This window comes from Pseudorhodoferax aquiterrae (genome assembly GCF_014652235.1).
GTDB lineage: Bacteria > Pseudomonadota > Gammaproteobacteria > Burkholderiales > Burkholderiaceae_C > Pseudorhodoferax > Pseudorhodoferax aquiterrae.
Genome location: NZ_BMYK01000003.1, coordinates 148,349 through 174,992, shown reverse-complemented (window position 1 = coordinate 174,992; position 26,644 = coordinate 148,349). Strand labels below are relative to the sequence as shown.

Below are 26,644 nucleotides of genomic sequence, written 5' to 3'. Positions count from 1 at the left end.
CTCCGCTTCCCCCGCGATTGAGTGAAAACCCGAAGGAGTGCGTCGATGACCACGGATGCAGAAATCCAACACCTGGCCCAGCACGGCCTGTATTCCGCCGCACACGAGCACGACGCCTGCGGCCTGGGCTTCGTGGCCCACATCAAGGGCGAGAAGCGGCACGACATCGTGACCCAGGCGCTCAAGATCCTGGAAAACATCGACCACCGCGGCGCCGTGGGTGCCGACAAGCTCATGGGCGATGGTGCCGGCATCCTGATCCAGATCCCGGACGCGCTCTACCGGGAGGAGATGGCCAAGCAGGGCGTCACGCTGCCGCCGGCCGGCGAGTACGGCGTGGGCATGATCTTTCTGCCCAAGGAACACGCCTCGCGCATGGCCTGCGAACAGGAGCTGGAGCGCGCCATCAAGGCCGAAGGCCAGGTGCTGCTGGGCTGGCGCGACGTGCCGGTCAACAAGGACATGCCCATGTCCCCGGCCGTGCGCAAGACCGAGCCCATCCTGCGCCAGGTCTTCATCGGCCGCGGCAACGACGTGATCGTGCAGGACGCGCTGGAGCGCAAGCTGTACGTGATCCGCAAGACCGCCAGCGCCAACATCCAGAACCTGGAACTGAAGCACTCCAAGGAGTACTACGTTCCCTCCATGTCCAGCCGCACCGTGGTCTACAAGGGCCTGCTGCTGGCCGACCAGGTGGGCGTGTACTACTACGACCTGGCCGACGAGCGCTGCGTCTCGGCCATCGGCCTGGTGCACCAGCGTTTTTCCACCAACACCTTCCCCAAGTGGCCGCTGGCCCACCCGTACCGCTATGTCGCCCACAACGGCGAGATCAACACGGTGCGCGGCAACTACAACTGGATGCTGGCGCGCGAGGGTGTGATGTCCTCACCCGTGCTGGCGGCCGACCTGGCCAAGCTGTATCCGATCAGCTTCGCCGGCCAGTCCGACACGGCCACCTTCGACAACTGCCTCGAACTCATGACCATGGCCGGTTACCCGATCGCCCAGGCCGTCATGATGATGATCCCCGAGCCCTGGGAGCAGCACGAGAAGATGGACGAACGCCGCCGCGCGTTCTACGAATACCACGCCGCGATGATGGAGCCCTGGGACGGCCCGGCCTCCATCGTGTTCACCGACGGCCGCCAGATCGGCGCCACGCTGGACCGCAACGGCCTGCGCCCCTCGCGCTACATCCAGACCGACGACGACATGGTCATCATGGCGTCCGAGTCCGGCGTGCTGCCCATTCCCGAGCACAAGATCATCAAGAAGTGGCGCCTGCAGCCGGGCAAGATGTTCCTGATCGACCTGGAGCAGGGCCGCATGATCGAGGACGAGGAGCTCAAGTCCCTCGTCGTCAACACCAAGCCTTACAAACAATGGATCGAGAACCTGCGCATCAAGCTGGACGACCTGTCGGAAACCTCCGGCAACCCGCCTGACAGCGCCGTTTCGCTGCTGGACCGCCAGCAGGCCTTCGGCTACACGCAGGAAGACATCAAGTTCCTGATGAGCCCCATGGCCCAGGCCGGCGAGGAGGGCATCGGCTCCATGGGCAACGACAGCCCGCTGGCCGTGCTGTCCTCCAAGAACAAGCTGCTCTACAACTACTTCCGCCAGATGTTCGCGCAGGTCACGAACCCGCCGATCGACCCGATCCGCGAGGCCATCGTGATGTCGCTGAACAGCTTCATCGGGCCCAAGCCCAACCTGCTGGACATCAACCAGGTCAACCCACCGATGCGGCTGGAGGTCAGCCAGCCCATCCTGGACTTCGCCGACATGGCCAAGCTGCGCGACATCGAGCGCATCACCCAGGGCAAGTTCCGCTCGGCCACGCTGGATATCACCTACCCCGCGGCCTGGGGCCGCGAGGGCGTGGAGGCCAAGCTGGCCTCGCTGTGCGCCGAAGCCGTCGACGCGATCAAGGGCGGCGCCAACATCCTGATCGTGTCCGACCGCGCGGTGAGCGCGACCCAGGTCGCGATTCCGGCCCTGCTGGCCTCCAGCGCGATCCACCAGCACCTGGTGCGCGAGGGCCTGCGCACCACGGCCGGCCTGGTCGTGGAGACGGGCAGCGCGCGTGAAGTGCACCACTTCGGCGTGCTGGCCGGCTACGGCGCCGAAGCCATCCACCCCTACCTGGCGATGGAGACGCTGGCGGCCATGCACGCCGACCTGCCCGGCGCGCTGTCGGCCGAAAAGGCCGTCTACAACTACGTCAAGGCGATCGGCAAGGGCCTGTCCAAGATCATGTCCAAGATGGGCGTGTCGACCTACATGTCCTACTGCGGCGCGCAGCTGTTCGAGGTCATCGGCCTGAACAACAGCACGGTCGACAAGTACTTCAGCGGCACCGCCAGCCGCGTGGAAGGCATCGGCGTGTTCGAGATCGCCGAGGAGGCGCTGCGCATGCACGCCGCCGCCTTCGGCGACGACCCGGTGCTGGCCAGCATGCTGGACGCCGGCGGCGAATACGCCTGGCGCACGCGCGGCGAGGAGCACATGTGGTCGCCCGACGCGATCGCCAAGCTGCAGCACAGCACGCGCGCCAACAGCTGGAACACGTACAAGGAGTACGCCCAGATCATCAACGACCAGAGCCGGCGCCACATGACGCTGCGCGGCCTGTTCGAGTTCAAGATCGACCCGTCCAAGGCGATTCCCGTGGACGAGGTGGAGCCGGCCTCCGAGATCGTGAAGCGCTTCGCCACCGGCGCGATGTCGCTGGGCTCCATCTCCACCGAGGCCCATGCGACGCTGGCCGTGGCCATGAACCGCATCGGCGGCAAGAGCAACACGGGCGAGGGCGGCGAGGATCCGGCGCGCTACCGCAACGAACTCAAGGGCATCCCGATCAAGACCGGCGACACGCTCAAGAGCATCATCGGCGCCAAGGAGGTCGAGGTCGATCTGCCGCTCAAGGATGGTGACTCGCTGCGCTCGCGCATCAAGCAGGTGGCCTCGGGCCGCTTCGGTGTGACGGCGGAGTACCTCTCGTCCTCCGACCAGATCCAGATCAAGATGGCCCAGGGTGCCAAGCCCGGCGAAGGCGGCCAGCTGCCCGGCGGCAAGGTCACCGAGTACATCGGCAAGCAGCGCTACGCCGTGCCCGGCGTGGGCCTGATCTCGCCGCCGCCGCACCACGACATCTACTCGATCGAGGACCTGGCCCAGCTGATCCACGACCTGAAGAACGTGGCGCCGCACGCCTCCATCAGCACCAAGCTGGTGTCGGAAGTGGGCGTGGGCACCATCGCCGCGGGCGTGACCAAGTGCAAGAGCGACCACATCGTGATCGCGGGCCACGACGGCGGCACGGGCGCCTCGCCCTGGTCCTCCATCAAGCATGCCGGCAGCCCCTGGGAGATCGGCCTGGCCGAGACCCAGCAGACCCTGGTGCTGAACCGCCTGCGCGGCCGCGTGCGCGTGCAGGCCGACGGCCAGATGAAGACCGGCCGCGACGTCGCCATCGGTGCGCTGCTGGGCGCCGACGAGTTCGGCTTCGCCACCGCACCGCTGGTGGTCGAGGGCTGCATCATGATGCGCAAGTGCCACCTGAACACCTGCCCGGTGGGCGTGGCCACGCAGGATCCAGTGCTGCGCAAGAAGTTCTCGGGCAAGCCAGAGCACGTGGTGAACTACTTCTTCTTCGTCGCCGAGGAAGTGCGCCAGATCATGGCGCAGTTGGGCATCCGCAAGTTCGACGAGCTGATCGGCCGCGCCGACCTGCTGGACATGAAGAAGGGCATCGCCCACTGGAAGGCGCGGGGTCTGGACTTCTCGCGCCTGTTCGCCCAGCCCGAGGTGCCGGCCGACGTGGCGCGCTACCACGTGGAGAACCAGGAGCACGGCCTGGAGCACAACCTGGACACGCGCCTGATCGAGAAGGCCAAGGACGCCATCGAGAAGGGCGAGAAGGTGCGCTTCATCGAGGTGGCCCGCAACGTGAACCGCACCGTGGGCGCCAAGCTCTCGGGCGCCGTCACGCGCGTGCACCCCGAAGGCCTGCCGGACGACACCATCCACATCCAGTTCGAAGGCACGGGCGGCCAGTCCTTCGGCGCCTTCCTGGCCAAGGGCATCACGCTGTACCTGATCGGCGAGGCCAACGACTACACGGGCAAGGGCCTGTCGGGCGGCCGCGTGGTGGTGCGCCCCAGCCTGGACTTCCGCGGCGAGGCCGTGCGCAACATCATCGTGGGCAACACCGTGATGTACGGCGCGACCACGGGCGAGGCCTACTTCTGCGGCGTGGCCGGCGAACGCTTCGCCGTGCGCCTGTCGGGCGCCACGGCCGTCGTGGAAGGCACGGGCGACCATGGCTGCGAATACATGACGGGCGGCACCGTCGCGGTGCTGGGCAAGACCGGCCGCAACTTCGCCGCCGGCATGAGCGGCGGCGTGGCCTACGTCTTCGATGAGGACGGCCAGTTCGCCAGCCGCTGCAACCAATCCATGGTCACGCTGGAGAAGGTGCTGAGCACGGCCGAGCAGACCGCCACCATCAAGCGCGGCCACTGGCACAACGGCCAGACCGACGAGGCCATCCTGCGCAAGCTGCTGGAAGACCACCACCGCTGGACCGGCAGCAAGCGCGCGCGCGAGCTGCTGGACGACTGGGCGACGGCACGCGGCAAGTTCGTGAAGGTGTTCCCGAACGAATACAAGCGTGCGCTGGGCGAAATCCACGACCGCAAGGTCGAGCTCGCCAGCAGCGGCAACAACGCCCATGTCGGCCTGGAACCGCACGCCGTGCGCCAGCCGGCCAAGGTCTGAACGCAGCCAGAACAACGAGGTAGAACACGATGGGAAAGATCACCGGCTTCATGGAGCATGAGCGCATCGAGGAGGGCTACAAGCCCGTCGAGGAGCGCCTGAAGCACTACAAGGAATTCGTGGTCGCGCTCACGCCCGAGCAGGCCAAGGTCCAGGGCGCGCGCTGCATGGACTGCGGCACGCCGTTCTGCAACAACGGCTGCCCGGTCAACAACATCATTCCGGACTTCAACGACCTGGTGTACCGCCAGGACTGGCAGAACGCGTTCGCGGTGCTGGACTCCACGAACAACTTCCCCGAGTTCACGGGCCGCATCTGCCCGGCGCCCTGCGAGGCCGCCTGCGTGCTCAACGTGAACGACGACGCCGTCGGCATCAAGTCGATCGAGCACGCCATCATCGACAAGGCCTGGGAAGAGGGCTGGGTCACGCCGCGTCCGGCCAAGCACAAGACGGGCAAGAAGGTCGCCGTGGTCGGCTCCGGCCCGGCCGGCCTGGCCGCGTCGCAGCAACTGGCCCGTGCCGGCCACGACGTCACGCTGTTCGAGAAGAACGACCGCGTGGGTGGCCTGCTGCGCTACGGCATCCCCGACTTCAAGATGGAAAAGTCGCACATCGACCGCCGCGTCGAGCAGCTCAAGGCCGAGGGCGTGACCATCAAGACCGGCACGGTCGTGGGTAACTGGCCCAAGGACTCCAAGGTCACGAACTGGGCCAAGAACACGGTTGCGTCCGAAGAGCTGCTCAAGGAATTCGATGCCGTGCTGCTGACCGGCGGCGCCGAGCAGTCGCGCGACCTGCCGGTGCCGGGCCGCGACCTGGACGGCATCCATTTCGCGATGGAGTTCCTGCCCCAGCAGAACAAGGTCAACGCGGGCGACAAGCTCAAGGGCCAGCTGCGTGCGGACGGCAAGCACGTCATCGTGATCGGCGGTGGCGACACCGGCAGCGACTGCGTGGGCACGAGCAACCGCCATGGCGCGGCCAGCGTGGTGCAGTTCGAGGTGATGCCGCGCCCGCCCGAGGAAGAGAACCGCCCGCTGACCTGGCCCTACTGGCCGATCAAGCTGCGCACCAGCTCCAGCCACGAAGAGGGCTGCGAGCGCGAGTTCGCGATCTCGACCAAGGAGTTCATCGGCGAGAAGGGCAAGGTCACGGGCCTCAAAACCGTGCGCGTGGAGTTCAAGGACGGCAAGCTCGTGGAGATCCCGGGCACCGAGGTGGTCATGAAGGCCGACCTCGTGCTGCTGGCCATGGGCTTCGTGAACCCGGTCGCCTCGGTGCTGGAATCCTTCGGCGTGGACAAGGACGCCCGCGGCAACGCCAAGGCCACGACCGAGTTCGACGGTGGCTACACCACCAACGTGCCCAAGGTCTTCGCGGCCGGCGACATGCGCCGTGGCCAGTCGCTGGTGGTCTGGGCGATCCGCGAGGGCCGCCAGGCCGCGCGCGCGGTGGACGAGTTCCTGATGGGCTTCTCGGACCTGCCGCGCTGAGGGGGCTCCGTTAATTCGGTTTTCATCGGCTTCCTTTATCATCGCCAGCGGCCGGGGTCCTCCCGGCCTTCCTGTCGATGGACGCCGTTCTGCCTTTTCCCGACCCCCTCATCGAACTCAAGGATCTCTCCTTTTCCTACGGAGAGCGTCCGATCCTGGATGGCGTTTCGCTGACCATTCCGCGTGGCAAGGTCACGGCCTTGATGGGTGCCTCCGGCGGCGGCAAGACCACGGTGCTGCGCCTGATCGGCGGACAGATCCGGCCGCAGCAGGGCCAGGTGCTGTTCGACGGCCAGGACGTGGCGGCGCTGGACCCCGCCGGCCTGTACGCGATCCGCCGCCGCATGGGCATGCTGTTCCAGTTCGGTGCGCTGTTCACCGACCTGGACGTGTTCGAGAACGTGGCCTTTCCGCTGCGCGAGCACACCGACCTGTCCGACGCGCTGGTGCGCGACATCGTGCTCATGAAGCTCAATGCCGTGGGACTGCGCGGCGCCCGCGACCTGATGCCCAGCGAGGTCTCGGGCGGCATGGCGCGCCGCGTGGCGCTGGCGCGCGCCATCGTGCTCGACCCCGAACTCGTGATGTACGACGAGCCCTTCGCTGGCCTGGACCCGATCTCGCTGGGCACGGCCGCGCGCCTGATCCGCCAGCTCAACGATGCCATGGGCCTGACCAGCATCGTCGTCTCGCACGATCTGGACGAAACCTTCGCGATCGCCGACCAGGTCATCGTGCTGGCCAACGGCAGGATTGCCGCGCAGGGCACGCCCGAGCAGGTGCGCGCCAGCACCGATCCGCTGGTGCACCAGTTCGTCCACGCCGAGGCCGAGGGCCCTGTGCATTTCCATTACCCCGGCCCTGGCATCGACCAGGACTTCGGTCCCACGCACGGGCCTTCCGTCGCGGTGCGCAAATGAGCTGGTACAAGCCCGCCGACATCGGTTTCGCGGCGCGCACGGCTCTGGCCGACCTGGGCCAGGCCGCGCGCCTGTTCGTGCGCCTGGTCGGCCTGGGTGGCGCCTGCCTGCGCCGCTTCGGCCTGGTGCGCGACCAGATCCACTTCCTGGGCAATTACTCGCTGGCCATCATCATGGTCTCGGGCCTGTTCGTGGGCTTCGTGCTGAGCCTGCAGGGCTACTACACCTTGCAGCGCTATGGCTCGTCCGAGGCGCTGGGCCTGCTGGTGGCCCTGAGTCTGGTGCGCGAACTGGGCCCGGTGGTCACGGCGCTGCTGTTCGCGGGCCGCGCCGGCACCTCGCTGACGGCCGGCATCGGCCTCATGAAGGCCGGCGAGCAACTGACCGCGATGGAGATGATGGCCGTGGACCCGGTCAGCCGGGTGTTGGCACCGCGCTTCTGGGGGGGCGTGATCGCCATGCCCCTGCTGGCCGCGCTGTTCTCTGCCGTCGGCATCATCGGAGGCTGGCTGGTCGGCGTGGTCATGATCGGCGTGGACGCGGGTGCGTTCTGGAGCCAGATGCAGGGCGGCACGGACTGGTTGGCCGATGTGGGCAACGGCGTGCTCAAGAGCATCGTGTTCGGCTTCACGGTGACCTTCGTCGCGCTGCTGCAGGGCTGGCGCGCCCAGCCCACGCCCGAGGGCGTGTCGCGCGCGACCACGCGTACCGTCGTCGTGTCCTCGCTGGCCGTGCTGGCGCTGGACTTCGTGCTGACGGCCGTGATGTTCAATATTTGAAGACCCGGCGGGTCTCTAGGATCGATCGATGCAACGTTCCAAGACGGATGTGTGGGTGGGCTTGTTCGTGCTGCTGGGCGCGGCCGCCATCTTGTTTCTCGCGCTGCGGGCGGCCAACCTGACCAGCCTCAACCTGGCGTCCACCTACCAGATCGCCGCCAAGTTCGACAACATCGGCGGTTTGAAGCCCAAGGCGGCGGTCAAGAGCGCGGGCGTGGTCGTGGGCCGCGTCGACGCCATCGAATTTGATGACAAGAGCTTTCAGGCGCGCGTGACGCTCGCGATGCAGAGTCGCTACACTTTTCCCAAGGACAGCTCGCTCAAGATCCTGACCAGCGGCCTGCTCGGCGAGCAGTACATCGGCATCGAGGCCGGTGCCGATGACAAGAATCTCGCCCCCGGCGACACCGTGACCACCACCCAGTCCGCCGTGGTGCTGGAGAACTTGATCGGCCAATTCCTCTACAACAAGGCAGCAGACACGCCGGCGGCGCCTGCTGCGAAAAAATGAAGGTCAATACGCCATGAAGTTCTCTGTCGTCCGATCCCGCAGCGCCGTCGCCGGGGTGCTGGCTCTGGCCTTGCTCGGCGGTTGCGCCACCGGCCCCAATGCCGACCCGCGCGATCCGCTGGAGCCTTTCAACCGCAGCATCTACAGCTTCAACGAAGGCGTGGACCGGGCCGTGCTCAAGCCCGTGGCCCAGGCCTACAACGACACGCTGCCCAGCCCGGTGCGCACCGGCGTGCGCAACTTCTTCAACAACCTGGCCGACGCCTGGACCGCCGTGAACGCGCTGTTGCAGCTGCGCGGTCAGGCCGCGGTCGAGAGCTTCTTCCGTGTGCAGGTGAACACCGTGTTCGGCCTCGGCGGCCTGATCGACATCGCCAGCGATGCCGACATTCCGCGCCACCGCGAGGACTTCGGCAAGACCCTGGGCCGCTGGGGTGTGCCGACCGGGCCCTACCTGGTGCTGCCGCTGCTGGGTCCCTCGACCATCCGCGACACGGCGGCGCTGCCGGTCGATACCTGGGGCAACCCGGTCTCGCACCTGGACGACCATGGCGCGCGCTATGGCCTGTACGCGCTGCGGATCGTCGACACGCGGGCGCAACTGCTGCGCGCCAGCAACGTGCTGGAAGAAGCGGCGCTCGACAAGTACAGCTTCACGCGCGACATCTACCTGCAGCTGCGCGGTCAGTCGGACTACGACGGCAATGCCGAAGATCCGGAGGCGCGCCCGGCCCCCGCCCCGGCAAAGTAGGCGCCTGCACATTCTGTTGCACCCCGCCTGGCCGCTGCGGAACCTGGACGCGGCCGGCGGTTTCCAAGATCCCATGCGTACACACGGGCTGCGTGCCCTGTTGGAGAGAGCGAAATGATGAACCGCAGACAACTGGGCCGCTGGGCCGGCGTCGCCAGCCTGGTGCTGGCGCAGGGCTGGTCGAGCCTGGCCCTGGCCGCCGACGAAGCACCCGACGCCATGATCACGCGCCTGTCGACCGAGGTGCTGGGCGCCATCAAGGCCGACAAGTCCATCCAGGCCGGCGATGTCGGCAAGATCATCGCGCTGGTCGATTCCAAGATCATGCCCAACGTGAACTTCCAGCGCATGACGGCTTCGGCGGTCGGCCCGGCCTGGCGCCAGGCCACGGAGGCGCAGAAGCAGAAGCTGCAGGACGAGTTCAAGGTGCTGCTGGTGCGCACCTACTCGGGCGCGCTGGCCCAGGTCAGCGACCAGGAGATCTCGGTGCGCCCGCTGCGCGCGGCGGCCGAGGACAAGGAAGTCGTGGTGCGCTCCGAGGTGCGTGGCCGCGGCGACCCTGTGCAGCTGGACTACCGGCTCGAGAAGACGCCGGGCGAGGGCGCCGGCTGGAAGATCTACAACCTCAACGTGATGGGCATCTGGCTCGTGGAGACCTACCGCAGCCAGTTCTCGCAGGAGATCAATGCCAAGGGCCTGGACGGCCTGATCGCGGCGCTCGCCCAGCGCAACAAGTCCAACGACAAGAAGGCCGGCTGATGCTGGTGTTGCCGGCCGCGCTGACGCATGCGGAGGCCTCGGCCTCCTTGCACATGCTGCTGCAGGGGCTGGCCTCGCAGACCGGGCCGGTGCTGGTGGATGCCAGCGCGTTGCAGCGCTTCGATTCCTCCGCGCTGGCCGTGCTGTTGCAGTGCCGGCGCGAGAGCATGAGCCAGGGCCGCGGCTTCACGGTGCGCGCGCTGCCCGAGCGGCTGCGCGCCCTGGCCAAGCTCTACGGTGTGGACCTGCTGCTGCCCGCCGCGGTCTGAGAACGTGTGAACGAACCGCTCACACCCACGCGAGGCCCCTGATGAGCAGCCGTTTCCATCATGTTCGTTGCGCTTGGGGCCTCGCCCTTCGGGCCGGGGCGCGCCAGGCCGCATGCGGGCGTTGCGGTCCTTGCCCGGGCACGAGCCCGGGCTGCGGCCCGCGCCTACGCCTGCGGCCCGCCGCACCCCGTCGTGGGCGCGATCGGTTCGTTCACACGTTCTGAGCCTTCCCCGCCGCCAGCAGCAAAAACCCGTCCCCTTTAGAATGCCGGGCTCCCCATGCCCGCCATCTCGTTCCAGTCCGTCAGCAAGACCTATGCAGGTCGCAGCGGCACTTCCCCCTTCCGTGCGCTCGACGGTGTCAGCTTCGACATCGGCGAGGGCGAGTTCTTCGGCCTGCTGGGGCCGAACGGCGCCGGCAAGACCTCGCTGATCAGCATCCTCGCGGGCCTCTCGCGCGCCAGCAGCGGCCGCGTCACCGTGCACGGGCACGACGTGCAGGGCGATTTCGCGCAAGCACGCCGCAAGCTCGGCGTGGTGCCCCAGGAGCTGGTGTTCGACCCCTTCTTCAACGTGCGCGAGGCGCTGCGCATCCAGTCCGGCTACTTCGGCGTGCGCAACAACGAGGCCTGGATCGACGAGCTGCTCGAAAGCCTGGGCCTGGCCGACAAGGCCAAATCCAACATGCGCCAGCTGTCCGGCGGCATGAAGCGGCGCGTGCTCGTGGCCCAGGCCTTGGTGCACCGCCCGCCCGTGATCGTGCTGGACGAGCCCACGGCCGGCGTGGACGTGGAGCTGCGCCAGACGCTGTGGCAGTTCATCGCCCGGCTCAACAAGCAGGGCCACACCGTCCTGTTGACCACCCACTACCTCGAAGAGGCCGAGGCGCTGTGCACGCGCATCGGCATGCTCAAGCAGGGGCGCATGGTGGCGCTGGCCGAGACCAGCGAGCTGCTCAAGTCGGCCTCCAGCAACGTGCTGCGCTTCAAGGTCGACGGCGAACTGCCGCCCGCGCTGGCGCGCAGCGCGCGCGTGACCGGCCGCATCGTGCAGTTGCCGGCCCAGGGCGCGCTCGAGATCGAGCAGTACCTGGCGGCCGTGCGCCAGGCCGGCCTCACGGTGGAAGATGTGGAAATCCGCAAGGCCGACCTGGAGGACGTGTTCCTGCAGGTCATGGCCGCCGAACGCAACCCCGAGGCATTGGTGGCCTGATGAGCGGCTGGCAGACCCTGTTCTACAAGGAAGTGCTGCGCTTCTGGAAGGTCGGCTTCCAGACAGTGGCTGCGCCCGTGCTCACGGCCGTGCTCTACCTCTTGATCTTCGGCCATGTGCTGGAGGACAAGGTCAAGGTCTACGACACCATCGGCTACACCGCCTTCCTGGTGCCCGGCCTCGTGATGATGAGCGTGCTGCAGAACGCCTTCGCCAACAGCTCGTCCTCGCTGATCCAGAGCAAGATCATGGGCAGCCTGGTGTTCGTGCTGCTGACGCCGCTGTCGCACTGGAGCTGGTTCGTGGCCTACGTGGGCTCGTCCGTGGTGCGCGGCGTGCTCGTGGGCTTCGGCGTGTTCCTGGTCACGGTGGGCTTCACGGGCGTGCACATGGTCGCGCCGCTGTGGATCCTCGTGTTCGCCGTGCTGGGTGCCGCGCTGCTCGGTGCGCTGGGCGTGATCGCCGGCCTGTGGGCGGAGAAGTTCGACCAGATGGCGGCGTTCCAGAACTTCCTGATCATGCCCATGACCTTTCTGTCGGGCGTGTTCTATTCCATCCACTCGCTGCCCAGCTTCTGGCAGACCGTGAGCCACCTGAACCCGTTCTTCTACATGATCGACGGCTTCCGCTACGGCTTCTTCGGCCTGTCCGACATCTCGCCCTGGACCAGCCTGGCCATCGTGGGCACGGCGCTCGTCGTCGTGAGCGCGATCGCGGTGCACCTGCTGCGCACCGGCTACAAGATCCGAAACTAGACCGCCCACCATGACTGCCGACCAACTCCGCTCCCTGATCGCCGCCGGCCTGGCCTGCGAGCATCTGCACGTGCAGGGCGACGGCCGGCATTGGTACGCCACCATCGTCTCCACCGCGTTCGCGGGCAAGCGTCCGATCCAGCGGCACCAGATGGTCTATGCGACGCTGGGTGAGAAAATACGCAACGACGAAGTGCATGCGCTGTCGATGAAGACCCTGACGCCCGACGAATGGGCGGCGCAGGGCCGGCCCCAGCACTGAGCGCTTCCTTCCGCCCGCGGCCTCTCGCGCGGGCCTGATTTCCTGATCGGCTTCTGATGGACAAACTGTTGATTCGCGGCGGCCGCCGCCTGAGCGGCGAGGTGCGCATTTCCGGCGCGAAGAACGCGGCCCTGCCCGAGCTGTGCGCCGCCCTGCTGACCGAGGACACGGTCGAGCTGTCCAACGTCCCGCACCTGCAGGACGTGGCCACCATGCTCAAGCTGATCCGCAACATGGGCGTGGCGGTCGAGCAGCACGAGGACGGCCGCGTAGCCGTCAATGCGCGCGCTCTGTCCAAGCCAGAGGCGCCCTACGAGCTGGTCAAGACCATGCGTGCCTCGGTGCTCGCGCTGGGCCCGCTGCTGGCGCGCTTCGGCCATGCCACGGTGTCGTTGCCGGGCGGCTGCGCGATCGGCTCGCGGCCGGTGGACCAGCACATCAAGGGCCTGCAGGCCATGGGCGCGCAGATCGTGGTCGAGCACGGCTACATGGTCGCCAGGCTGCCGGAGGGCCGCACCCGCCTGCGCGGCGCCCACATCACGACCGACATGGTCACCGTGACCGGCACCGAGAACTTCCTGATGGCCGCCGCGCTGGCCGAAGGCGAGACCGTGCTCGAGAACGCCGCCCAGGAGCCCGAGATCCCCGACCTCGCCGAGATGCTGATCGCCATGGGCGCGCGCATCCACGGCCACGGCACGCGCCGCATCGTGATCGAGGGCGTGGAGCGCCTGCACGGCTGCAAGCACGCCGTGGTGGCCGACCGCATCGAGGCCGGCACCTTCCTGTGCGCCGTGGCCGCCACGGGCGGCGACGTGCTGCTGCAGGGCGCACGCGCCGACCACCTGGACGCCGTGATCGAAAAGCTGCGCGACGCGGGCGCCCGCGTGCAGGCGGTGGAGGGCGGTGTGCGCGTGCAGGCCGATGCGCCGGCCTACGAGTTTCTGCGCGCGCAGAATTTCCGCACCACCGAGTACCCGGGCTTTCCGACCGACATGCAGGCCCAGTTCATGGCGCTGAACTGCATCTCGCAGGGCGCGAGCAAGGTCACGGAGACCATCTTCGAGAACCGCTTCATGCACGTGAACGAGCTGATGCGCCTGGGTGCGCGCATCCAGATCGACGGCAAGGTCGCGCTGATCGAGGGTGCGCCGCGCCTGTCGGGCGCCACGGTGATGGCGACCGACCTGCGCGCCTCGGCCAGCCTGGTCATCGCCGGCCTGGTGGCCGACGGAGAGACCCTGGTCGACCGCGTCTACCACCTGGACCGCGGCTACGACCGCATGGAAACCAAGCTGCGCGGCATCGGCGCCGACATCGAACGGGTGAAAGCATGATCACGTTGGCCTTGTCCAAGGGACGCATCTTCGACGAGACGCTGCCGTTGCTGCGCGCGGCCGGCATCGAGGTGCTGGAAGACCCCGAGACCTCGCGCAAGCTGATTCTCGCGACCAACCAGCCGGAGCTGCGCGTGGTGCTGGTGCGCGCCACCGACGTGCCGACCTATGTCGAGTACGGCGGCGCCGACCTGGGCATCACGGGCCGCGACACGCTCATCGAGCACGGCGGCCAGGGCCTGTACCAGCCGCTGGACCTGGACATCGCACGCTGCCGCATCAGCGTGGCCGTGCGCAAGGACTTCGACTACGCCTCGGCCGTGCGCCAGGGCTCGCGCCTGCGCGTGGCCACCAAGTACGTGGGCATCGCGCGCGACTTCTTCGCCACCAAGGGTGTGCACGTGGACCTGATCAAGCTCTACGGCAGCATGGAGCTGGCGCCGCTGACGGGCCTGGCCGACGCCATCGTCGACCTGGTTTCCACCGGCAACACGCTGCGCGCCAACGGCCTCGTCGAGGTCGAGCGCATCATGGACATCAGCTCGCGCCTGGTCGTGAACCAGGCCGCGCTCAAGCGCAAGCAGGGCCCGCTGCGCGGAATCATCGACGGCTTCGCTGCCGCCGTGCGCGCATCCGCCGGGAGCGTGGCATGACATCCGCCGCCCGCCCGCTGCGCCTGGCCACCACCGAGGCCGACTTCGAGGCCCAGTTCAAGGCGCGCCTGCACTGGTCGGCCGACACCGATGCCGCCATCGAGCAGCGCGTGGCCGAGATCCTGGCCGACGTGCAGCAGCGTGGCGATGCGGCCGTGCTGGAGTACACGCGCCGATTCGACGGCCTGGACGCGCCCGACCTGCAGGCGCTCACGCTGCAGCCCGGGGAGTTGAAGGCGGCCTTCGACGGCCTGCCTGCCGCCCAGCGCGAGGCCCTGCAGGCCGCCGCGCAACGTGTGCGCACGTACCACGAGGCCCAGAAGAAGGCCAGCGGCGAAAGCTGGAGCTACCGCGATGCCGACGGCACGCTGCTGGGCCAGAAGGTCACGCCGTTGGACCGCGTGGGCATCTACGTGCCGGGCGGCAAGGCCGCCTACCCCTCCAGCGTGCTCATGAACGCGATCCCGGCCCATGTGGCCGGCGTGGGCGAGATCATCATGGTCGTGCCGACGCCGCGCGGCGAGAAGAACATGCTGGTGCTGGCCGCGGCCCATGTCGCCGGCGTCACGCGCGCCTTCACGGTCGGCGGCGCCCAGGCCGTGGCCGCGCTGGCCTACGGCACCGCCACCGTGCCGGCCGTGGACAAGATCACCGGCCCCGGCAACGCCTATGTGGCCGCCGCCAAGCGGCGCGTGTTCGGGACGGTGGGCATCGACATGATCGCCGGCCCCAGCGAGATCCTGGTGCTGGCCGACGGCAGCACGCCGCCCGACTGGGTGGCGATGGACCTGTTCAGCCAGGCCGAGCACGACGAGCTGGCCCAGAGCATCCTGCTGTGCCCGGATGCCGCCTACATCGACGCCGTTCAGGAGGCGATCGACCGCCTGCTGCCCGCCATGCCGCGCGCCGAGATCATCGCCGCGAGCTTGAACGGCCGCGGCGCGCTGATCCACACGCGCGACATGCAGGAGGCCTGCGCCATCAGCAACCGCATCGCGCCCGAGCACCTGGAGGTCAGCAGCAGCGAGCCGCACCGCTGGGAGCCGCTGCTCAAGCATGCCGGCGCGATCTTCCTGGGCGCCTACACCAGCGAGAGCCTGGGCGACTACTGCGCCGGCCCCAACCACGTGTTGCCGACCTCTGGCACGGCGCGCTTCTCCAGCCCGCTGGGTGTCTACGACTTCCAAAAGCGCAGCAGCCTGATCGAGGTCAGCGCCGCGGGCGCCCAGGTGCTGGGCCCCATTGCCTCCGTGCTGGCCCATGGCGAAGGCCTGCAGGCCCATGCGCGCGCTGCCGAACTGCGCTTGAAACCATGACCGCCCCCCTCGACCCCCGACTCGCCAGGCTCATCCGCCAGGACGTGCAGTCCATGCACGCCTACGCCGTGCAGGACGCCAGCGGCCTGCTCAAGATGGACGCGATGGAGAACCCGTACCGGCTGCCCGAGGCGCTGCAGGCCCAACTGGGCGCGCGCCTCGGCGCGGTGGAGCTCAACCGCTATCCGGGCAGCCGCCTCGAGGACCTGCGCCAGGCCTTGGCCCGCCATGCGCAGATGCCCGAGGGCTTCGGTCTCATGCTGGGCAACGGCTCGGACGAGCTGATCTCGCTGCTGGCGATGGCCTGCGACCGGCCCGGCGCGACCATCCTCGCGCCGGTGCCCGGCTTCGTGATGTACGCCATGAGCGCGCAGCTGCAGGGCCTGGATTTCGTCGGCGTGCCGCTCACGGCCGACTTCGAACTCGACGAGGCCGCCATGCTGGCCGCGATCGAAGAGCACCAGCCCGCCATCGTCTTCCTGGCCTACCCGAACAACCCCACCGCCAACTTGTGGGACGACGCGGTGATCGAGCGCATCGTCGCCGCCGCACCAGGCCTCGTGGTCATGGACGAGGCCTACCAGCCTTTCGCGAGCCGCTCCTACATTGACCGCGTGGCGCGGCACGGCCATGTGCTGCTGATGCGCACGCTGAGCAAGTTCGGCCTGGCCGGCGTGCGCCTGGGCTACATGATGGCCCCGGCCGCGTTGATCGCCGAGATCGACAAGGTGCGCCCGCCCTACAACATCAGCGTGCTCAACGCCGAGTGCGCGCTGTTCGCGCTCGAGCATGCCGAGGTGTTCGACGCCCAGGCCGCCGATCTGCGGACACAGCGCGATGCCTTGCTGCCGGCGCTGCGCGCCTTGGGCCTGCAGGTCTGGAGAAGCGATGCCAACATGGTGCTCGTGCGCGTGCCGGGCGGGGAGGGCGCTGCCCAGGCCGTGTTCGACGGCATGAAGGCCCGCGGCGTGCTCGTGAAGAACGTTTCTAGAATGCATCCCTTGCTGGCCAACTGCCTGCGCCTGACGGTCGGCAGCGCCGACGACAACGCCCAGATGCTGCGGGCCCTGCAGCAGTCCTTATGAGCAGCCTAGTCCCCACCCCCACCGCGCCGATGGCGCCATTGGCACGCACGGCCGAGGTCAGCCGCAACACCGCCGAAACCAAGATCACGGTGCGCGTGAACCTGGACGGCACCGGCCAGGCCAAGCTCGCCACCGGCATCGGCTTCTTCGACCACATGCTGGACCAGATCGCGCGGCACGGCCTGATCGACCTGGACATCGCGGTGGAAGGCGACCTGCACATCGATGGCCACCACACCGTGGAAGACGTGGGCATCACGCTGGGCCAGGCCGTGGCCAAGGCCATCGGCGACAAGAAGGGCATCCGGCGTTACGGCCACGCCTACGTGCCGCTGGACGAAGCGCTGAGCCGCGTCGTGATCGACTTCTCGGGCCGTCCGGGCCTGGTGCTCAATGTGCCGTTCACGAGCGGCATGATCGGCGCGTTCGACACCCAGCTCACGCACGAGTTCTTCCAGGGCTTCGTCAACCACGCGTTCGTGACGCTGCACATCGACAACCTGCGCGGCGTGAACGCGCACCACCAGTGCGAGACGGTGTTCAAGGCCTTCGCACGCGCACTGCGCGGTGCGCTGGAGTTCGACCCGCGCGCGCTGGGCACCATTCCTTCCACCAAGGGTTCGCTGTGATGGCTGGCAACACCGTGGCCGTGGTCGACTACGGCATGGGCAATCTGCGCTCGGTGTCGCAGGCCGTGCAGGCGGCCGCCGCTGGCGAGGGCGTGCAGGTGGTCGTGACCAGCGACCCGGCCCAGGTGCGCGCTGCCACGCGCGTGGTGCTGCCGGGCCAGGGCGCCATGCCCGACTGCATGCGCGAGCTGCGCGATTCCGGCCTGATGGAGTCGGTGCTCGAGGCCGCGGCCAGCAAGCCCCTGTTCGGCGTCTGCGTGGGCATGCAGATGCTGCTGGACCGCAGCGCCGAGACGCGCGCGGGCGATGCGGGCGGCTTCACGCCCGGCCTGGGCCTGATCGCCGGCGAGGTGCTGCGCTTCGAACTGCAGGGCCGCACCCAGCCCGATGGCAGCCGTTACAAGGTTCCGCAGATGGGCTGGAACCGCGTGGCGCAGCAGCAGCCCGGCGGGCGCCGCCACCCGGTCTGGGGCGAGGTGCCGGATCAGAGCTGGTTCTATTTCGTGCACAGTTTTTACGCACGACCGTCGGATCAGAACCACAGTGCGGGCTTGACGGAGTACGGGGAAACCTTTACCTGCGCCATCGCCCGCGATAATATTTTTGCGACCCAGTTCCACCCGGAGAAGAGCGCAGCGCATGGTCTGGCGCTGTACCGCAACTTCCTCCACTGGAATCCCTGACCTCTTTCCCCCACCGCTACGGCTGCCCTCAGCACCATGCTTCTCATTCCTGCGATCGATCTGAAAGACGGTCAATGCGTGCGCCTCAAGCAAGGCGACATGGAACAGTCCACCACCTTCAGCGACGACCCCGCCGAAATGGCGCGCAAGTGGGTCGACGAAGGTGCACGCCGGCTGCACCTGGTCGACCTGAACGGCGCCTTCGCCGGCAAGCCCAAGAACGAGATGGCGATCCGGCGCATCCTCAAGGAAGTCGGCGACGTGGTCGATGTGCAGCTGGGCGGCGGCATCCGGGACCTGGACACCATCGAGCGCTACCTGGACGCAGGTCTGCGCTACGTCATCATCGGCACGGCTGCGGTCAAGAACCCCGGTTTCCTGCACGATGCCTGCACGGCCTTCGGCGGCCACATCATCGTGGGCCTGGACGCCAAGGACGGCAAGGTCGCCACCGACGGCTGGAGCAAGCTCACGGGCCACGAGGTCATCGACCTGGCCAAGAAGTTCGAGGACTACGGCGTCGAGTCCTTCATCTACACCGACATCGGCCGCGACGGTATGCTGACCGGCATCAACATCGAGGCCACCGTCAAGCTGGCGCAGGCGCTCAACACGCCCGTGATCGCGTCGGGCGGGCTGTCGAACATCGCCGACATCGAAAAGCTCTGCGAGGTCGAGAGCGAAGGCATCGAAGGCGTGATCTGCGGCCGCGCCATCTACACCGGCGACCTGGACTTCGCCAGCGCGCAGGAGCGTGCCGACACCTACAACAATGGTTGAGCTGGCGGCCGCGGCCGAATCCTTCCGCGGCCAACCCTGCCTGCGCCTGACCTGGGGCCCGGACGACAGCCTGCTCGTGGCCCTGCACGGTGCCCACGTGCTGTCCTGGACCGGTGCCGGGCGCGAACGCCTGTACCTGAGCCCCAAAGCGGTCTTCGACGGCCAGGCCGCCATCCGCGGCGGCGTGCCGGTCTGCCTGCCGCAGTTCAACGAACGCGGTCCCTTACCCAAGCACGGCTTCGCGCGCAATCTGCCCTGGCGCTGCGATGGCGCGCGCGTGGACGCGGCCTCGGGCGATGTGCTGTTGACCCTGGTCCTCGAAAGCGACGCGGCCACGCGCGCGAGCTGGCCGGCCGACTTCCGCTTTGCGCTGACGCTGCGGCTCGGCGCGGGCCGGCTGGAGATGCTGCTGGACCTGCACAATCTCGGCAGCGCCCCCTGGACCTTCACGGGCGCGCTGCACACCTATCTGCAGGTGCAGGACATCGCCGCCGTGCGGTTGCAAGGCCTGGACGGCCAGCCCTGCTGGGACGCACTGGCCGACACGCGGACCACGCATGCCGGCGAGGTGCGCTTCGACGGCGAGTTCGACCGCGTGTTTCTTGCCGCGCCGGCGCCGCTGGGCCTGCTGGACGGCGACACGGTGCTGGACATCGCCCAGAGCGCGAGCTTCGAGGACACCGTGGTCTGGAATCCCGGTGCCGCCAAGTCCGCCACCATGGCCGACATGGCGCCTGACAGCTACGCGCAGATGCTGTGCGTCGAAGCCGCCCAGGTCGAGCGCCCGCTGAACCTCGCGCCCGGCGCGCAGTGGACGGGCTGGCAGCGGCTGCGCGTCGTCGCCTGATTTCCCCCTCTTTTCCGAGCACACACGCCCATGCTGGCCAAACGCATCATTCCCTGCCTGGACGTCACGGGCGGCCGCGTCGTCAAGGGCGTCAACTTCGTCGAGCTGCGCGATGCGGGCGACCCGGTGGAGATTGCCGCGCGCTACAACGAGCAAGGCGCCGACGAGCTGACCTTCCTGGACATCACCGCCACCAGCGACGGCCGCGACCTGATCCTGCCCATCATCGAGGCCGTGGCCTCGCAGGTCTTCATTCCGCTGACCGTGGGCGGCGGCGTGCGCACCGTCGAGGACGTGCGCCGGCTGCTCAACTCGGGCGCGGACAAGACCAGCTTCAACTCGGCCGCGATCGCCAATCCCGAGGTGATCAACCGGGCCTCGGACAAGTACGGCGCCCAGTGCATCGTGGTGGCCATCGATGCCAAGCGCCGCAGTCCGCAAGACGCGGCCCAGCGCGGCGCCGGCTGGGACGTCTACAGCCATGGCGGGCGCAAGAACACGGGTCTGGACGCCGTGCAGTGGGCCGCCGAGATGGCGCGCCGGGGCGCCGGCGAGATCCTGCTGACCAGCATGGACCGCGACGGCACCAAGTCCGGCTTCGACCTCGCGCTCACGCGCGCCGTCAGCGACGCCGTGGACGTGCCCGTCATCGCCTCGGGCGGTGTCGGCAGCCTGGACCACCTGGCCGATGGCGTGCAGTCCGGCGGTGCCGACGCGGTGTTGGCCGCCAGCATCTTCCACTACGGCGAGTTCACGGTGGGCCAGGCGAAAGCCCATATGGCGGCACGCGGCATTCCCGTACGCGTCTGACGTCATCATGATCGCCGAGAATCCCGCGATGGACTGGTTGGACGACGTGAAGTGGGATGCGCAGGGCCTGGTGCCCGCGATCGCCCAGGAAGCCGCGAGCGGCGATGTGCTGATGTTCGCGTGGATGAACCGCGAAGCACTGCAAAAGACCTTCGAACTGCAGCGCGCCGTGTACTTCAGCCGCTCGCGCGGCAAGCTCTGGTTCAAGGGCGAGGAATCCGGCCATGTGCAGACCGTGCACGAGATCCGGCTGGACTGCGACGCCGACGTGGTGTTGCTCAAGGTCACGCAGCTGGGCCACGAGCCGGGCATTGCCTGCCACACGGGCCGGCACAGCTGCTTCTTCAGCAAGCTCGAGGCCGATGACAAGGCCGGTGCGCGCTGGCGCGCCGTCGACCCGGTCTTGAAAGACCCCGAATCCATCTACAAGTAAGCGGCCATGACCTTGTCCCAGGATGCATTGGGCCGCCTCGCGGCCGTGATCGAGAGCCGCAAGCCCGCGGCCGGCGGCAACCCGGAGGCCAGCTACGTGGCCCGGCTGCTGCACAAGGGCCCGGATGCCTTCCTCAAGAAGATCGGCGAGGAGGCGACCGAGGTCGTCATGGCCGCCAAGGACATCGACGCCGGCCGCGGCGAGGCCGAACACCTCAAGGGCAAGTTCGTCGCCGAGGTGGCCGACCTGTGGTTCCACTCGCTGGTGGCCCTGGCCCATTACGGTTCCGGCCCCGAGGACGTGATCGCCGAGCTGCTGCGCCGCGAAGGCACCAGCGGCATCGAGGAAAAGGCCTTGCGCAAGGCCGTTGCGCGCGAAGGAGGTGGCCATGGCTGACGACATCATCGACGTCCAGGTCAAGGACAGCGAACAGGCCCAGCAGCTCAAGACGGTGGGCTGGATCAGCTACCTGCTCCACCTCGTGGTGGCGGTGGCGGCGGTGGTTCCCTCGGCCCAGCCCAGCATCGGCCTGCTGCTGATCGCGCTCGTGATCGACCTCGTCAAAAAGTCGGACGCCGAAGGCACCTGGCAGGCCAGCCATTTCTCCTGGCGCATCCGCTCGGTGCTGTGGGCCGGCGTGCTCTACGTGGTCACGCTGCCGTTGTTCTTCCTGCTCTACCTGCCGGGCGCGATCGCCTGGCTGGTGATCTCCATCTGGTTCCTGTACCGCATCGTGCGTGGCATGGTGGACATGAACGCCAGCCGCCCGGTCGGCCTTCCCCGTTGAGCGAGCCCCGCATGCACGACCCCAACTGCCTGTTCTGCAAGATCGTCGACGGCAAGATTCCTTCCCGCAAGGTGCACGAGGACGACGAGTTCTTCGCCTTCCACGACATCCGCCCCGCCGCACCGATCCACTTCCTGATCGTCCCCAAGCACCATGTGGCCTCCATGGCCCAGGTCACGGACGAGCACGCGCCCATGCTGGGCCGCATGCTCGCGCTGGCGCCGCGGCTGGCGCTGCAGGAGGGATGCAACCCCTATCCCGACGGCGGGTTCAGGCTGGTGGTGAACACCGGCACCGAAGGCGGCCAGGAGGTGCACCACCTGCACCTGCACGTGCTGGGCGGCCCGCGGCCCTGGGCGCGCGGCTGATCGGTCTATGGGCCCGTCGCGGGAATGGTTCATCCCGCGCACTAAAATTCAACGCAATTCGTTAGGAGTACTTCCATGGGTTCTTTTTCCATCTGGCACTGGCTGATCGTGCTGCTGATCGTGGTCATGGTGTTCGGCACCAAGAAGCTCAAGAACATGGGCAGCGACCTGGGTGGCGCGGTCAAGGGCTTCAAGGACGGCATGAAGGACGGCAGCAGCACGGACGAGAAGACCGCCGCGCCGAACGCGCAGGTGGGCAACACGGCCAACGCCGAGAAGTCCACCATCGACGTCGAAGCCAAGACCAAGTCCTGATCGTCCGCCCGTGATCGATCTCGGCATCTCGAAGATGGCGCTGATCGGCGCCGTGGCGCTGATCGTCATCGGGCCGGAAAAACTGCCGCGCGTGGCCCGCACGGTGGGCACCTTGCTGGGCAAGGCGCAGCGCTATGTGGCCGACGTCAAGGCCGAGGTCAACCGCTCCATGGAGCTGGACGAACTCAAGAAGATGAAGGAAACGGTGGAGGGCGCCGCACGCGACGTGCACACCTCCATGCAGACCACCGCCAGCGAGTTCGAGAAGGACTGGGCCGCCACCACGGCCGGGCTGGACGGCAGCACGACGGCGTCTTCCGACAGCACGACGGCCGAGACCTTCGTGCAGTACCCCGAATACAAGCACCCCAAGAAGCACTGGCGCGTGAAGCAGGGCGCCGTGCCGCACTGGTACAAGGCCCGCAACGGCGTTCGCACCAAGGCCTTGTCGGGCGCAGCGCGGGTGGCCCGCTACCGGCCCCAGAAACTCAATTGAACGCGGCGCCAGCCGTGTCTGGCCGGCCCCCGCGTCGGCCGCGTCGCCATTTGCACCATGCCTGATCCGAAGACCAAGGAAGACGAACTCGCCGGCACGGAGCAGCCCTTCGTCGAGCATCTGATGGAGTTGCGCGACCGGCTCATCAAGGCCGTCGTCGCGATCGCCGTGGTGGCCGCCGTGCTGGCCGTCTATCCCGGGCCCGGCGCGCTGTACGACCTGCTGGCCGCGCCGCTGGTGGCCTCGCTGCCGCAGGGCGCGACCATGATCGCCACCTCGGTGATCTCCCCGTTCCTGGTGCCGCTCAAGATCCTCTTGATGGCGGCCTTCATGATCGCGCTGCCGGTGGTGCTCTACCAGGTCTGGGCCTTCGTCGCGCCGGGCCTGTACTCGCACGAGAAGAAGCTCGTGATGCCGCTGGTGGTCTCCAGCACCATCCTGTTCCTGATCGGCGTGGCGTTCTGCTACTACTTCGTGTTTGGCCAGGTGTTCAAGTTCATCCAGAGCTTTGCGCCCAAGAGCATCACGGCGGCGCCGGACATCGAGGCCTACCTGGGTTTCGCGCTGAGCATGTTCCTGGCCTTCGGCCTGGCCTTCGAGGTGCCGATCGCGGTGGTGGTGCTGGCGCGCATCGGTGTCGTGAGCGTGGAGAAGCTCAAGAGCTTCCGCGGCTACTTCATCGTGGTGGCCTTCGTCGTGGCGGCCATCGTGACGCCGCCGGACGTGGTGTCGCAGCTGGCCCTGGCCATTCCGATGTGCATCCTGTACGAGGTGGGCATCTGGGCGGCCCAGCTCTTCATCAAGCACACCAAGGCCCCGGAAGAAACCGAGGCCGAGGCCAGCGGCAACTGATCAGGGCCGCTGTGCGCGCTGCGGCTTGGGCCGCACGCCGGGCGTGACCTGCAGGCGCAGGCGTTCTTCGCGCCGCAGCACCTCGAACTCCGAAGCCTCGCCCGGCTTGAGCGCGGCCACCGACGACAGCAGCTCCGTCACGTTGCCGATGGGCTTGCCGGCCACCTGGGCGATCACGTCGCCGGGCCGCACGCCGGCCTGGGCCGCGGGGCCGTTCTGCAGCACGCCGGTGATGATCACGCCGGCCGTGGTCTTCACGCCGAAGGTCTCGGCCAGTTCGGGCGAAAGATCGTTGGGCTCCACGCCGATCCAGCCGCGCCGCACCTGGCCGTCGCGCACGATGCCTTCGAGCACCAGCTTGGCCGTGGACACCGGCACCGCGAAGCCGATGCCCATGCTGCCGCCCGAGCGCGAGTAGATCGCCGTGTTGATGCCCAGCAGGTTGCCCGCCGTGTCGACCAGCGCGCCGCCCGAATTGCCGGGGTTGATGGCCGCGTCGGTCTGGATGAACTCCTGCAGCGGGCTCATGCCCAGCTGGTTGCGGCCCAATGCGCTGACGATGCCGCTGGTGACCGTCTGACCCACGCCGAAAGGGTTGCCGATGGCCAGCACCTGGTCGCCGACCTGCAGCGCGTCGGAGCTGCCCAGCACCATGACAGGCAGTTTGTCCAGGTCGATCTTGAGGATGGCCAGGTCGGTCTCGGGATCGGTGCCGATGACCTTGGCCTGGGTGCGCCGGGCGTCGTTGAGGATCACCTCGATCACGTCGGCGCCCTCGACCACGTGGTTGTTGGTCAGCACATAGCCCTCGGCGCTCACGATCACGCCGCTGCCCAGGCCGGCGCGCGCCTCGCTGCCGCGGTCGCCGAAGAAGAAGCGGAACCAGGGGTCGTTGCTGTTCGGATGGGGCTGGGCCGCCGTGCTGGTGTTGATGCTGACCACGGCCGGCGCGGCGCGCTTGGCGGCCGGCGCGAAGCTGCCCGCGGCCACGCTGCCCGGCGGTGTGGGCGGCGCCTCGATCACCGAGATGCTGCCGCCCGCGAAGCCGCGCTTGCCCAGCCATTCGGGTTTCAGGGTGGCGACGACGAAATAGGCCGCGAGCAGCACGGTCACGGACTGGGAGAACAGCAGCCAGAAGCGCTTCATGGTGGCGAGGAAAAAATCCGGGAAAGTGCGCATTGTCTGCCATGGCGAGCACGTTCCCACGGTCCGCCAGGCGGCCCTGGTCGGGCGGAATATCGGGTAAACCCTTAGAATTGCGCCCCTGCGTCAGCCGCTGCGTTCCCCGCCATGCCGCACCGGTCACCCCCGGTGGCTTGCATGGACCAGGCCCCATCCGGACCCTCCCGTCGAACGATCCCTTTCGTGCCGCCCATCCCGCGGCCGCGTCCTGCGCAGACGCGATCCTGCCTGCTGCTTCCGGAAATAGCCTCCATGACCACCACCGTTTCGGCCCCGTCCCTGGCCGACGCCGGCCAACGCCGGCCGCTGACCCGCAACGATCTGCGCACCCTGGGCCTGTCGGCCCTGGGCGGCACGCTGGAGTTCTACGACTTCGTCGTCTTCGTGTTCTTCGCCAACGTGCTGGGCGCGCTGTTCTTCCCGGCCGACATGCCCGACTGGCTGCGCCAGCTGCAGACGCTGGGCATCTTCGCGGCCGGCTACCTCGCGCGGCCTTTGGGCGGCATCGTGATCGCGCACTTCGGCGACATCCTGGGTCGCAAGCGCATGTTCACGCTGTCGATCTTCCTGATGTCCGTGCCCACGCTGGTGATCGGCCTGTTGCCCACCTACGCCTCGATCGGCATCGCCGCGCCGCTGCTGCTGCTGGCCATGCGCATCCTGCAGGGTGCGGCCATCGGCGGCGAAATGCCGGGGGCCTGGGTCTTCGTGGCCGAGCATGTGCCCAAGCGCCACTACGGTCTGGCCGTGGGCACGCTGACGGCGGGCATCACGGGCGGCATCTTGCTCGGTTCGCTGATCGCCGTGGCGCTCAACACCCACTACAGCCCGGCCGAGATCCACGACGGTGCCTGGCGCATTCCGTTCATCCTGGGCGGCGTGTTCGGCCTGGTGTCGGTCTACCTGCGCCGCTTCCTCGAAGAGACGCCGGTGTTCCAGGAACTGGCCGAGCGCAAGAAGGTCGCGCGGGAATTGCCCGTGAAGACCGTGCTGCGCGAGCACCGCGCGGCCATCGTGCTGGTCGCGCTCATGACCTGGGTGCTGTCGACCGCCATCGTCGTGGTGATTCTGTTCACACCGGCCTACCTGCAGAAGGTCTTCGAGATCCCGGCCAAGCTCTCGCTGCAGGCCAACCTGGCCGCCACCTTCACGCTGACGGTGGGATGCGCGGTGGTCGGCTGGGCCTCGGACCGCTTCGGCACCAAGGCCGTGATGCTGGTCGGCTGGGGCGGCCTCGTGGCCACGACCTACCTGTTCTACCTGGGCCTGCCGGGCACGCCGGAGTCGCTGGTGTGGAGCTATGCGCTGATCGGCTTCTTCGTCGGTTCCATCGCCCTGTTGCCCATCGTGGGGGTGCGCGCCTTCCCGCCGGCCGTGCGCTTCTCCGGTCTCTCGTTCGCCTACAACATGGCCTATGCCGTGTTCGGCGGCCTCACGCCGGTGCTGATCAGCGTGTGGCAGAAGGTCGACGTGATGGCCCCGGCCCATTACGTGGCGGCGGTCGCGGCGCTGGGCTTCCTGATCGGCCTGTGGCCTTTCGCCTCGCGCGGGTGGGAGCCGCGCGCCTGAGAC

The 26,644-nt window shown here is 68.0% G+C and carries 29 protein-coding genes; 28 read left to right on the top strand and 1 reads right to left on the bottom strand.

What is annotated here, in order from left to right:
- Positions 1-45 precede the first annotated feature (45 nt).
- The 27 genes from IE209_RS06135 to tatC all read left to right on the top strand — a co-directional run bounded on the left by IE209_RS06135 (position 46) and on the right by tatC (position 23,890).
- Entirely contained in the window at positions 46-4,785 is a 4,740-nt protein-coding gene (locus tag IE209_RS06135; protein WP_189686081.1) for a glutamate synthase-related protein, read from the top strand.
- Between the two features lie 29 nt (positions 4,786-4,814).
- Entirely contained in the window at positions 4,815-6,281 is a 1,467-nt protein-coding gene (locus IE209_RS06130) for a glutamate synthase subunit beta (protein ID WP_189686080.1), read from the top strand.
- Positions 6,282-6,358: 77 nt separating this feature from the next.
- Complete coding sequence (locus tag IE209_RS06125) at positions 6,359-7,201, top strand: ABC transporter ATP-binding protein (protein ID WP_189686079.1); 843 nt, start codon at positions 6,359-6,361, stop codon at positions 7,199-7,201.
- Positions 7,198-7,980: a lipid asymmetry maintenance ABC transporter permease subunit MlaE gene (mlaE, locus tag IE209_RS06120; protein WP_189686078.1), complete on the top strand. Its 783-nt coding sequence runs from the start codon at positions 7,198-7,200 to the stop codon at positions 7,978-7,980. Before IE209_RS06125 ends, mlaE begins: the two co-directional genes overlap by 4 nt.
- Positions 7,981-8,008: 28 nt before the next feature.
- The gene (gene mlaD, locus IE209_RS06115) at positions 8,009-8,491 is read left to right on the top strand and encodes an outer membrane lipid asymmetry maintenance protein MlaD (RefSeq protein WP_189686077.1); all 483 of its coding nucleotides are present in this window, start codon (positions 8,009-8,011) and stop codon (positions 8,489-8,491) included.
- Positions 8,492-8,504: 13 nt separating this feature from the next.
- A complete protein-coding gene (locus IE209_RS06110) occupies positions 8,505-9,242 on the top strand; it encodes an MlaA family lipoprotein (protein ID WP_189686076.1) in 738 nt (245 codons plus the stop codon).
- Positions 9,243-9,359: 117 nt separating this feature from the next.
- Entirely contained in the window at positions 9,360-10,001 is a 642-nt protein-coding gene (locus tag IE209_RS06105; RefSeq protein WP_189686075.1) for an MlaC/ttg2D family ABC transporter substrate-binding protein, read from the top strand.
- Positions 10,001-10,270: an STAS domain-containing protein gene (locus IE209_RS06100; RefSeq protein WP_145549006.1), complete on the top strand. Its 270-nt coding sequence runs from the start codon at positions 10,001-10,003 to the stop codon at positions 10,268-10,270. Before IE209_RS06105 ends, IE209_RS06100 begins: the two co-directional genes overlap by 1 nt.
- A gap of 279 nt (positions 10,271-10,549) precedes the next feature.
- Complete coding sequence (locus IE209_RS06095) at positions 10,550-11,482, top strand: ABC transporter ATP-binding protein (RefSeq protein ID WP_189686074.1); 933 nt, start codon at positions 10,550-10,552, stop codon at positions 11,480-11,482.
- Entirely contained in the window at positions 11,482-12,237 is a 756-nt protein-coding gene (locus IE209_RS06090; protein WP_145549004.1) for an ABC transporter permease, read from the top strand. Before IE209_RS06095 ends, IE209_RS06090 begins: the two co-directional genes overlap by 1 nt.
- 10 nt (positions 12,238-12,247) lie before the next feature.
- Entirely contained in the window at positions 12,248-12,499 is a 252-nt protein-coding gene (locus IE209_RS06085) for a BolA family protein (protein WP_189686073.1), read from the top strand.
- 56 nt (positions 12,500-12,555) lie between these two features.
- A complete protein-coding gene (murA, locus tag IE209_RS06080) occupies positions 12,556-13,836 on the top strand; it encodes a UDP-N-acetylglucosamine 1-carboxyvinyltransferase (RefSeq protein WP_189686072.1) in 1,281 nt (426 codons plus the stop codon).
- Entirely contained in the window at positions 13,833-14,489 is a 657-nt protein-coding gene (gene hisG, locus IE209_RS06075) for an ATP phosphoribosyltransferase (RefSeq protein WP_189686071.1), read from the top strand. The genes murA and hisG overlap by 4 nt, the downstream gene beginning before the upstream one ends.
- Positions 14,486-15,805 (top strand): histidinol dehydrogenase, encoded by a 1,320-nt coding sequence (gene hisD, locus IE209_RS06070; protein ID WP_189686070.1) that lies wholly within the window; start codon positions 14,486-14,488, stop codon positions 15,803-15,805. The genes hisG and hisD overlap by 4 nt, the downstream gene beginning before the upstream one ends.
- Positions 15,802-16,890, top strand: coding sequence for a histidinol-phosphate transaminase (gene hisC / locus IE209_RS06065; RefSeq protein WP_189686069.1), 1,089 nt, complete (start codon positions 15,802-15,804; stop codon positions 16,888-16,890). The genes hisD and hisC overlap by 4 nt, the downstream gene beginning before the upstream one ends.
- Before the next feature lie 29 nt (positions 16,891-16,919).
- A complete protein-coding gene (gene hisB / locus IE209_RS06060) occupies positions 16,920-17,519 on the top strand; it encodes an imidazoleglycerol-phosphate dehydratase HisB (protein WP_189686409.1) in 600 nt (199 codons plus the stop codon).
- Positions 17,519-18,202, top strand: a complete 684-nt coding sequence (gene hisH, locus IE209_RS06055; protein WP_189686068.1) for an imidazole glycerol phosphate synthase subunit HisH — start codon at positions 17,519-17,521, stop codon at positions 18,200-18,202. Before hisB ends, hisH begins: the two co-directional genes overlap by 1 nt.
- Before the next feature lie 36 nt (positions 18,203-18,238).
- Positions 18,239-18,982 (top strand): 1-(5-phosphoribosyl)-5-[(5-phosphoribosylamino)methylideneamino]imidazole-4-carboxamide isomerase, encoded by a 744-nt coding sequence (gene hisA / locus IE209_RS06050; RefSeq protein ID WP_189686067.1) that lies wholly within the window; start codon positions 18,239-18,241, stop codon positions 18,980-18,982.
- Positions 18,975-19,829, top strand: a complete 855-nt coding sequence (locus IE209_RS06045) for a D-hexose-6-phosphate mutarotase (protein ID WP_189686066.1) — start codon at positions 18,975-18,977, stop codon at positions 19,827-19,829. Before hisA ends, IE209_RS06045 begins: the two co-directional genes overlap by 8 nt.
- Positions 19,830-19,859: 30 nt before the next feature.
- On the top strand, positions 19,860-20,639 hold the full coding sequence (gene hisF / locus IE209_RS06040) for an imidazole glycerol phosphate synthase subunit HisF (RefSeq protein ID WP_189686065.1): 780 nt from the start codon (positions 19,860-19,862) through the stop codon (positions 20,637-20,639).
- 28 nt (positions 20,640-20,667) lie between these two features.
- Positions 20,668-21,072, top strand: a complete 405-nt coding sequence (hisI, locus tag IE209_RS06035) for a phosphoribosyl-AMP cyclohydrolase (protein WP_189686064.1) — start codon at positions 20,668-20,670, stop codon at positions 21,070-21,072.
- Between the two features lie 6 nt (positions 21,073-21,078).
- Positions 21,079-21,468: a phosphoribosyl-ATP diphosphatase gene (locus tag IE209_RS06030; RefSeq protein WP_189686063.1), complete on the top strand. Its 390-nt coding sequence runs from the start codon at positions 21,079-21,081 to the stop codon at positions 21,466-21,468.
- Positions 21,461-21,859, top strand: coding sequence for a DUF4870 family protein (locus IE209_RS06025; RefSeq protein ID WP_189686062.1), 399 nt, complete (start codon positions 21,461-21,463; stop codon positions 21,857-21,859). Before IE209_RS06030 ends, IE209_RS06025 begins: the two co-directional genes overlap by 8 nt.
- A gap of 11 nt (positions 21,860-21,870) precedes the next feature.
- The gene (locus tag IE209_RS06020; RefSeq protein WP_189686061.1) at positions 21,871-22,227 is read left to right on the top strand and encodes a histidine triad nucleotide-binding protein; all 357 of its coding nucleotides are present in this window, start codon (positions 21,871-21,873) and stop codon (positions 22,225-22,227) included.
- A 75-nt stretch (positions 22,228-22,302) separates the two neighbouring features.
- Positions 22,303-22,542 (top strand): Sec-independent protein translocase subunit TatA, encoded by a 240-nt coding sequence (tatA, locus tag IE209_RS06015; RefSeq protein WP_189686060.1) that lies wholly within the window; start codon positions 22,303-22,305, stop codon positions 22,540-22,542.
- A 10-nt stretch (positions 22,543-22,552) separates the two neighbouring features.
- On the top strand, positions 22,553-23,038 hold the full coding sequence (tatB, locus tag IE209_RS06010; protein ID WP_189686059.1) for a Sec-independent protein translocase protein TatB: 486 nt from the start codon (positions 22,553-22,555) through the stop codon (positions 23,036-23,038).
- A gap of 57 nt (positions 23,039-23,095) precedes the next feature.
- Positions 23,096-23,890 (top strand): twin-arginine translocase subunit TatC, encoded by a 795-nt coding sequence (tatC, locus tag IE209_RS06005; RefSeq protein WP_145548988.1) that lies wholly within the window; start codon positions 23,096-23,098, stop codon positions 23,888-23,890.
- Here the strand turns inward: tatC and IE209_RS06000 are convergent, their stop codons facing one another.
- Entirely contained in the window at positions 23,891-25,036 is a 1,146-nt protein-coding gene (locus IE209_RS06000; RefSeq protein ID WP_189686058.1) for a S1C family serine protease, read from the bottom strand.
- A 288-nt stretch (positions 25,037-25,324) separates the two neighbouring features.
- On the opposite strand from IE209_RS06000, the gene IE209_RS05995 reads away from it, so the two are divergent.
- A complete protein-coding gene (locus IE209_RS05995) occupies positions 25,325-26,641 on the top strand; it encodes an MFS transporter (protein WP_189686057.1) in 1,317 nt (438 codons plus the stop codon).
- The last annotated feature ends 3 nt before the right edge of the window (positions 26,642-26,644 follow it).